Source organism: Pseudomonas sp. R1-1 (genome assembly GCF_051132135.1).
Lineage (GTDB): Bacteria > Pseudomonadota > Gammaproteobacteria > Pseudomonadales > Pseudomonadaceae > Aquipseudomonas.
The window spans coordinates 2,528,236-2,537,517 of sequence record NZ_CP071663.1 but is presented as its reverse complement, the minus strand read 5'-3'; the positions used below and the strand labels follow the sequence as shown (position 1 = coordinate 2,537,517).

General features: G+C 63.9%; 4 protein-coding genes. 2 read left to right on the top strand and 2 right to left on the bottom strand.

The features are described from left to right. Window positions 1-133: 133 nt before the first annotated feature. Window positions 134-5,998, bottom strand: coding sequence for an amino acid adenylation domain-containing protein (locus J3P75_RS11555; protein ID WP_434711267.1), 5,865 nt, complete (start codon window positions 5,996-5,998; stop codon window positions 134-136). Further along, on the bottom strand, window positions 5,925-6,500 hold the full coding sequence (locus J3P75_RS11550) for a condensation domain-containing protein (RefSeq protein WP_434710530.1): 576 nt from the start codon (window positions 6,498-6,500) through the stop codon (window positions 5,925-5,927). Before J3P75_RS11550 ends, J3P75_RS11555 begins: the two co-directional genes overlap by 74 nt. 470 nt (window positions 6,501-6,970) lie before the next feature. Between J3P75_RS11550 and J3P75_RS11545 the strand changes: the two genes are divergently transcribed. Further along, entirely contained in the window at window positions 6,971-7,765 is a 795-nt protein-coding gene (locus J3P75_RS11545) for a helix-turn-helix transcriptional regulator (protein ID WP_336355554.1), read from the top strand. Window positions 7,766-7,854: 89 nt separating this feature from the next. After that, window positions 7,855-9,207, top strand: a complete 1,353-nt coding sequence (locus J3P75_RS11540; protein WP_434711265.1) for an efflux transporter outer membrane subunit — start codon at window positions 7,855-7,857, stop codon at window positions 9,205-9,207. Window positions 9,208-9,282: the final 75 nt, after the last annotated feature.

Genomic DNA, 9,282 nt, shown 5'->3' with positions numbered 1-9,282 from the left:
CAGTGGCGAGTCCGTGGCGACCGCGCGCAACTGGCAAAAACTAAAACATCGGCGCCGCACTGTCTGACATGGGAAGCCGGGACAAGCCCCGCTGCGCAGACGCTTGTGCGCCGGCGCAGAGGTGCTTGCCCGGTCAGATCCGGCGCTTGCGGTTGAGCTGTGGAATGGTGGTCGGCGCGATGTCGACCTTGTGTGTCTGCCGTGAGGTCTGCGCCGCCAGTGCTGCCAGCGTCGGCTGACTGAACAGCGTGCGGGCATCGACATGCAGCCCGGCCTGACGCATGCGCGCCACCAGACTCACCGCCAATAACGAATGCCCACCCAATTCGAAGAAATTGTCATTGCGCCCGATCTGTTCGATGCCCAGCGTCTCGGCCCAGACCCGCGCGACCGCCTGCTCGATGTCGCCTTCGGGCGGCACGTAGGCGCGGCTGAGCAAGTGTTCGGCGCCGGGGGCCGGCAAAGCCTTGCGGTCGATCTTGTCATTGGGCGTCAGCGGCATGGCGGCAAGCCGCACGAACGCGGCGGGCACCATGTATTCGGGCAATTGCTGCAAGACGTGCTCGCGCAGTGCCTCGATCGAAGGTGCAACGTGACCGTCGCTCACGGTGAAGTACGCCACCAGGCGCTCGTCGCGTACCAGCACCAGCGTCTCGCGTACGGCGGCATGTGCAATCAGCCGCGCTTCGATTTCCCCCGGCTCCAGACGCAGGCCACGCAGTTTCAGCTGGAAGTCGGTGCGGCCGAGGAATTCCAGATTGCCGTCCGCCTGATAGCGCACCCGGTCGCCGCTGCGATACAAGCGATCCCCGGCCACAAACGGACTGTCGATAAAGCGTTCGGCCTGTATTTGCGGCAATCGGTGATAGCCACGCGCGACGCCGACGCCACCGATGTGCAGTTCGCCGCTGACGCCCAAGGGCACCGGCTGATCGTTGCGATCGAGCACGTACAGCCGCGTATTGGTCAGGGCCTTGCCGATCGGGATGACCCGCTCGGGCACTGGCTCGTGGGGTTCGAGGGTCCAGGCGCTGCTGTCGACCGTGGTTTCGGTCGGGCCGTAGACATTGTGCAGGCGCACCCACGGCAGGCGTTCGCGCACGGCACGGGCCATGGCAACGGTCAGGTCGCCACCGCCGCAGAATACGTCGGTGAGACTGCTACAGGTGCTGACATCATCCTGTTCGAGAAACTGCTGCAACAGCGCCGGGACAAACTTGACAACGCTGATACGTTGTTCGCGAATCACTTGCGTGACGTAAGCCGAATCGCGGTTACCGTCAGGCCGTGACAGCACCAGGCGCAGGCCGGCGCTCAATGGCCAGAAAATCTCCCACACTGAGCTGTCGAAGCTGAACGGCGCCTTTTGCAACAACGCGCCATCGGCGGTTGGCGGGCGAATCTGCGAGCCCCAGTGCATCAGGTTGCAGACACTGCGGTGCTCGATCATCACACCCTTCGGCGTGCCGGTGGAACCCGAGGTATAGATCATGTAAGCCAGATTCGATGCACCGAGATCCGGCACGTGCAGATTGTCGCTCGGTGCCTCGTCCCAGGCGCAGCGGTCGAAGTCGACCACGGTCATCTGCGTGTCACCCAGCAGATCGCGGGTCGCCGCATGCAGCAGCACCGCCACCGGCGCGCTGTCACGCAACATGAATTGCAAGCGCGCCAGCGGATAGTCCGGGTCCAGCGGCACGTAGGCACCACCGGCCTTGAGGATCGCCAGCAGGCCGACCACCAGTTCAAGACCGCGCTCAACGCAGATCGCCACCCGCGTATCCGGGCGTACGCCTTGTTCGCGCAGGTGATGGGCCAGACGGTTGGCCTGTTCGTTGAGTTGCCGCCAGCTCAGTTGCGCCTCGCCGGCCTGCAACGCAATGGCGTCCGGGTGGCGTTGCACCTGTTGCTCGAACAACCTGTGCAGCGGTTGCTCGATCGGGCAATCGACTGCGGTGGCGTTGAATCGGGTCAGCAACTGATCGCGCTCTGCCGGCGAGAGGATCGGCAGTCGGTCCAGGGGCAGATCCGAGTCTTGTTCCAGTGCCTCGACCAGCCCGTCCAGGGCCAGGTGCATGTAATCAGCAATGCGTTGCGCGCCGATGCTGGCGACTGCCCTGGCGGTCAATTGCAGGCCATCGCCGAAGTCGTCGACGCTCAGGGTCAGCGGGTAGTTGGTGCGTTCTTCATTGGCCAGGGTTTCGATGCCTGGCCAGTGCGGCCCATCGGCCTGACCGTGCTGACGCTCGCTGTGGCGATAGTTGAGCAGCGCGCTGAACAGCGGCGTCGGCGCGACCACACCACTGCAACGCTGGGCAAGCGCCAGCGATGCGTGTTCGTGGCCGAGCAATCCGGTCAAGCGCCGATGGGTGGCCTGCACCGCGGTTCGCCCGGGCGCCGCAACATCGACGCGTAACGGCAGGGAATTGATGAACACCCCCAGCGCACGGTCGGCACCCGCGCCGCCCTGCATGCGCCCCATCAGCACCGTGCCGAATACCACCCGCTCCTGCCCCGAGGTCGCCGCCAACACGCGCGCCCAGGCCAGGTGAATCAGGCTGGCGACGCTGACACCGAACCGGCGGGCCTGCTGCCGCAGACGGCCGTCCAGTTCGTTGGCGAGTGATTGCTGCGACTCCTCGATCCCCCGGCCATCGCCTTGCACATCGTGCAAGCCGAACGGCAGCGTCGGCTCATCGATATCGCCGAGCATCTCGCGGAAAAACGCCTCATGTTCGGCCTCGCTGACGCCCAGCCGCGCCTGCGCGACATAGTTGCGGTACGGCACCGACGGCGGCAAAGGCTCGCGTTGCCCGGCAAGGCTGGCGGATATTTCGCCGCGCAGTACGTCCAGAGCAATGTGATCGAGCGCCAAGTGATGGAACAGCAGCACACCGACGATTCGTTCCTTCAACGGGTCGCGCGCCACCAGCAAGCGCAGCAGCGGTGCCTGACTGACATCCAGGCGATAGCGGCGCGCATCACAGCGCTGATGCAATTGCTCAAGCACGTCGCCCTGCGCCGGGTCGATGTCGATTACCTGCACCGGCAGCTCGACATGCCGCAGCACCACTTGCACCGGCGTGACCAGCCCCTCCCAAACCACAGCGGTGCGCAGAATATCGTGCCGGGCCATGACCGCGCGCAAGGCGTCGGCGAAGGCCTCGACGCGCTCCAGACGGGCGAAGGCCAGATGCGACTGCAGCAGATACGGATCGCCCTGCGCGGCGGTGATGTGGTGATAAAGGATGCCATCCTGCAACGGTGCCAGTGGGTAGATGTCCTGCACATTGGCCGCGCCGCCGGGCACGCTGGCGACAACACGGTCGAGGGTGGCCTGATCCAGTTCGATCAGCGTCAGCATGTCAGGGCTGATCGAGGTGCATTCGGCGGGTATGCGATTTGCCGGCACGTCGATCTCGCGCCCACTGCCGACCGCCGCCGCCAGCGCGACCAGCGTTGGTTGGCCGAACAACACCCGCACATCACAGCTCATGCCGAGCTGACGCATGCGTTCGATCAGGTTCACCGCCAGCAGCGAGTGCCCACCCAACTCGAAGAAATGGTCGTGGCGCCCGACCTGCGGCACCTGCAGCAGCTCCTGCCAGATCTGCGCCAGGGCGTTCTCAACATCGCCCTGCGGCGCTTCATAGTCGCGGCGGATCAGCGCGTCCGGCCCCGGTGCCGGCAAGGCCTTGCGGTCGATTTTGCCATTGGCGGTCAGTGGCATCGCCGTCATGCGCACATACGCCTGCGGCAGCATGGCACTGCTCAGGCGAGCCTGCAGATACGCGTGCAACTCAAGGACATCCACCGGCCGGCGTTCGCTGAACCACGCCAGCAACTGCCCGTCGCGCGCCAGCACCACCGCTTGCGCAATCGCCTCGTGACGACTGAGTGCCGCCTCGACTTCGCCCGGCTCGACGCGCACCCCACGGATTTTCACTTGATCGTCGTTGCGCCCCTGATATTCCAGCGTGCCATCGGCGCGCCAACGCACCCGATCGCCGCTGCGATACAGACGCGCCGCCGGGTCGGCACTGAACGGGTCGCGCAGGAAGCGTTCGGCGCTCAGGTCCGGGCGATTCAGGTAACCACTAGCAATGCCGGCGCCGCCAACGTAAAGCTCGCCCGTGACACCAATCGGCAGCGGCCGCTGCTGTTCGTCGAGGACGTACACCGTTGCGTTGCTCACCGGTCTACCGATATGCAGCGCCCGTCCGGGCTCGATTCTGCCGAACGTCGCCACCACCGTGGTCTCCGTCGGGCCGTAATTGTTGATCACCTCGAACGACTGCGCACGATTGAACTGGCGCAAGCGATCACCGCCAATCAACAGCGTGCGCAAGGTCGGATGCTGCAGTTTGCGACTGAACACATATTCGGCGATTGGCGTCGGCAGGAAACTCACATCCAGCGGTCGCGAGCGCCACCACGTCAGCAGCGCATCGATGTCTTCGCTACCGTCGTGGGCCGGCGCCAAATGCAGCGTCGCACCGCCACACAACGCCGGCCAGACTTCCCAGGCCATCGCGTCAAAGCCGAACCCGGCGAGACTGGACGTGTGCTGGCCGGGGCCGAGGTCGAAGGCCTGACAATGCCAGTCGATCAGATTGCCCAGCGCGCGATGTTCGACCATCACGCCTTTGGGCAGCCCGGTGGAGCCGGAGGTGTAAATCACGTAAGCGAGGTTGGCGTCGGTCAATCCCGCCACCACCGGGCCAGCCTGGTTGGCGGTCGGCCAAGCGGCTTGATCGAGCTCGATCACCGGCACTTGCAACAGCGGCAAGCGAGCGCGCAGATCACTCTGCGTCAGCACTGCCCGGGGGGCGCAATCGCTGAGCAAATAGCTCAAGCGCTCGCTCGGCTGCGCCGGATCGATCGGCACATAAGCGCCGCCGGCCTTGAGCACGGCAAGCAGTCCCGCCAGCGTATCGAGGCCACGACGGGCGACGATGGCGACGCGATCATCGGGTTGTACACCGAGCGCGATCAGGTGCCGAGCAAGGGCATTGGCCTGGCTGTCGAGCTGGCCATACGTCAGTGGTTGCCCTTGATAAAGAGCGGCGACAGCGTCGGGGCGCTGCGCAACTTGCGCGGCGAAGCGTTGCGCAACCGTTCGGCCTTGCGGGAAGTCCACCCGCGTGTCGTTCCATTGCTGCAACTGCCGCGATTCGTCGGCGGTACTCAGGCAGAAATCCGCTGTCGACAGCTCCGGCTGCTCCAGCCCCTGTTCAAGAATCAACAGCAACCGTGCGCCCAGCGCCTGAACGTCCGTGGCGTCAAAGTACGCCTGGTCGTAGACCAGATGCAGCCACGCCTGATCGTTGAAGCGATTGCTGCGCAGATGAATTGCCAAGGGAGTCGCTTCATGACCATTGGAGACCTTGACCGTGTGCGCCGAGGCCGCGCCGTAGCGGTAGTCGTGATCGTCCTGCTCGTACGACACCGACACTTCGAACAACTGGGCGCGGTCCTCGCGCAGCAGACCGAGCGCGCGATTCATCTCACTGAGGGAAAAGCGCTGATGACGCAGGTCCTGTTTCAGCTGTGTCGCGATGGCCCGCACCAAGTGCGCAAATGGCAAATTCCGAGCAAAATCCAGGCGCACCGCACTGACCTGGGCGAACAAGCCTAAAGTGGTTTTGAAGCGTGCACCCGCGCGGTTGAGAATCGGCAGGCCCACCACCCACTCGTCACGCTGCGCGGTGCGGCTGAAATACACATGCAAGGCCGCCAACAGGACGTGAAACGCCGACGCCCCAAACGGTTGCGCCGCTTGCTGCATGCGTTGGTGCAGCAGCGCGGGCATCGCTTGCACATGCGCCTGCGACGGTCGCGTCAGTTGGCTGGAATCCTGATGATGGCGCGGCAGCAGTAGCGGCTCCGGCTGCGTACGGTACTTGTCGAGCCAATAATCGCGATCACGGGCGTGGCGACCCGAACCCTGATAGCGCGCATCGTCGGCAATGAATTCGACATAGGACGGCGCCGACATCGCAGGTGTTTGCCCCTGGCTCAGCGCGCTGTAAATCTCGCCCAGCGACTTGAGCATCTTCGAGCCAGTGACGCCCCTCGTCGAGGCGAATCAGACTGAAGCGCAACAGCGGCTGGCCATCGAGACGATAAACCTGCTCCATCTGCTGTTGCAGCAATGCCTGCGCCGCCGCGTGGGCATCGTCGAGTCCGGAAAAATCAAACAGCGGCATCGCCACAGCCATCGTTGGCGCAAAAGCTTGCCGGGGCATGCCATCCTCGCCGACGCCAGGCAGCAAGACGGTGCGCAATGCGTCGTGGCGGGCGATCAGCGATTCCAGCGCTGCCTGCATCAGTGCCTGATCCAGCGGTCCGTCAAGCTCGACATAACCACCGATGTTGTACAGCGGCGAATCACCGCGACTCAGCTGATCCAGCCAGATATCGCGCTGGGCGGCGGTCAGGGCAAAGGTTTCGCAAGGCACGGACAGATCGTCCGCTGCTGGAGCAGAAGTAGGCTGCATAAGATCCATCTCATGTGATTTGCCGGGTATTCAAGCATCGGCCCTGCTCACGGCATGACACCTGAAACCCGGACAAGCGCAGCGCGCCCCTGCCCCGCTTTCCCTGACAGCCTGTGCGTGGGCACGCCCTGCCCGGCTGGTGGAGCAACGGCTGAAAAATCTGTAGGAAAAACACCATGCCACGGTAGTGCTTTTCGCCGGGCAGTCGGCACCGGAGAAAGCTCGTCTGCCGACATTCCGGGCCCTGACTTGACCCGTCAGTCACGCAGGCGAATGACAGGCGCAATCCTGGCCCCGGCAAGTCGGTGGAAATAGTGGCATTTTGTGTCCCTGTTTTCCCCTACAGACGCAGGACAAATGCATCGGTTTAATTGCGCTGCAGATCAGTTCAAGGAGAAATGACTGAGTGGTCGCGTGTGCATGAATGGCAGACGAAACGGTGATGACTCTGAACCAGGGATGAGAAGGATATGAATCTGACCGGCAGTATTCGCAACATGGAAAACCCGCACTTCTACTGGCAACTGGGAGAGCTGATAGCCAGTACCGGCGACGATCATTTCGCCAGCAACATGTTCCAGCTGGTGGACACGCTGGTGCCCGTCAACCGCCTCGACCTCAGCGAATGGACGCTGGATGAGCGTCAGGCCAGTGTGGTCGAGATCAAGCCGCTGGGCTGTGCGGGCCTGCCCGTGGCCAGCCACTGCCACGCGACGCTCGAACGGCCGGATGATCATCCGCTGCTGCAGAAAATGATCGAGATGAACGACTCGCTGCTTATTCAGCTGAAAGCTTCACTGTTACCGCGCCATCCGCAACACGGCGTGCATCAGTGCAACCTGGTGTCACGCACCTCCAATCGCCGTTGCGTGATCTCGGTGTATCGGCCGCATACCCAGCGGGTGTTTTCCCTGCCGGAACTGGCCTTTCTGAAAAGCCTGTCCGACACCTTGCTGCCGCTGATCGAGCGGCATGCGCAAATGACCCGTCAGAGCCTCGCCCGCCAGCCTCGCCCGGCGTTGGCCGAGCTCGATCAGGCGCCGCTGTCGCAAGTCTTCGATGAGCGTTTGGCGTTGAGTGACGTCGTCTTGTCGGCACGCGAAAAGGAAGTCTGTCTGGGCCTGCTGACTGGCGGCACCGTGCCGCAAATGGCGGAAAAACTGCGGGTCAAGAACAGCTCGATCGAGACCTATCTCAAGCGTGCCGCGGCCAAGCTCGGCGTCAGCGGAAGGCATGGGCTGGCGAAATGGATGGCCGGGGCTTGAACGGGTCTCGAGCGTTACCGCGTCTGGCGCGCAAACGCAGTGGTGCGAAGTCCGGGTTGCGCCTGCCCCTGCTGTGCACAGTGGTGCTGATGGCCGGGTGTTCGTTGATGCCGGATTATCACCAACCGCCCTCGCCGACTGCTGCGCAGTACCCCACTGCAACGCAGCCAGCGACCCGCCATGCAGACTGGCGCACGCTGTTCAACGACCCGGCGCTCAGGCAACTGATCGAAAGCGCGCTGGCCAACAATCGCGACCTGCGCGTGGCAGCGCTGAATGTTCAGGCGTTCCAGGCGCAATACCGCATTCAACGCGCCGACCTGGTGCCGGCGGTGGCGGCCAATGCCAACGAGTTGCGCCAGCGCATGCCGTCCAGCGTCACCGGCGGCCCGGCGCAGATCACCTCGGCGTATACGGTCAACCTGGGCATCAGCGCCTATGAGCTGGATCTGTTCGGTCGGGTGCGCAGCCTCAGCGAGCAGGCCTTGCAAAGCTGGCTGGCCACCGAACAGGCGCGGCGCAGCGCCGAGTTGAGTCTGGTGGCCAACGTCGCCAATGCCTACCTGACCTGGCGCGCCGATCAACAGTTACTGGAACTGAGCCGCGACACCCTCGCTACCGACGAACAAAGCCTGCACCTGACCACGCGCAACCGCGAAGCAGGCAAATCCTCAGCGCTGGAACAGGCGCAGGCACGCACGAGCGTCGACAGCTCGCGGGTCAATCTGGCGCGCTACCAGCGTCTGGTCGCACAGGATCTGAACAGCCTGACGCTGCTGGTCGGCGCGCCGCTGCCAGCGCAATTGCCGGCGCTGCCGCTGGCCAGTGAACTGGTATCGCCGCTGCCGGCCGGGCTGCCATCGGATCTGCTGCAACGGCGCCCGGACATTCTGCAGGCCGAATACCAGCTCAAAGCCGCCAACGCCAATATCGGCGCAGCCCGTGCAGCGTTCTTTCCCAGTGTGAGCCTGACGGCCAGCGCCGGCACTGCCAGTCGCGATCTTTCCGGGCTGTTCAGCGCAGGCTCCGGCGCGTGGACGTTCCAGCCACAGATCAGCCTGCCGATTTTCAATGCCGGCAGCCTGCGTGCCAGTCTGGATTACGCCCAGCTGCAGAAAGACGTCGCCATCGCCGAGTACGAAAAATCGATTCAAACGGCGTTTCAGGAAGTCGCCGACGGTCTGGCGGCACGCAGCACCTATGAACAGCAGTTGCAGGCCCAGCGCGATCTGGTCCAGGCCACCCAGGATTACTACAACCTCGCGCGGAACCGTTATCGCAACGGTGTCGACAGCAGCCTGACGTTCCTCGATGCGCAGCGGTCGCTGTTCAGCTCGCAACAAGCCTTGATCAGCGACCGCCTGGCGCAGTTGGTGGCCGAGGTCAACCTCTATACCGCGCTGGGTGGTGGCTGGCGGGCAGGTGAAGCGGTGGCGCGGTGATCTTCGGTGGCTTCCATGATGAGCATGGGTGTTCGGCTTGAGTTTCAGGGTGGAGCTACCCCTCATCGGAACGCC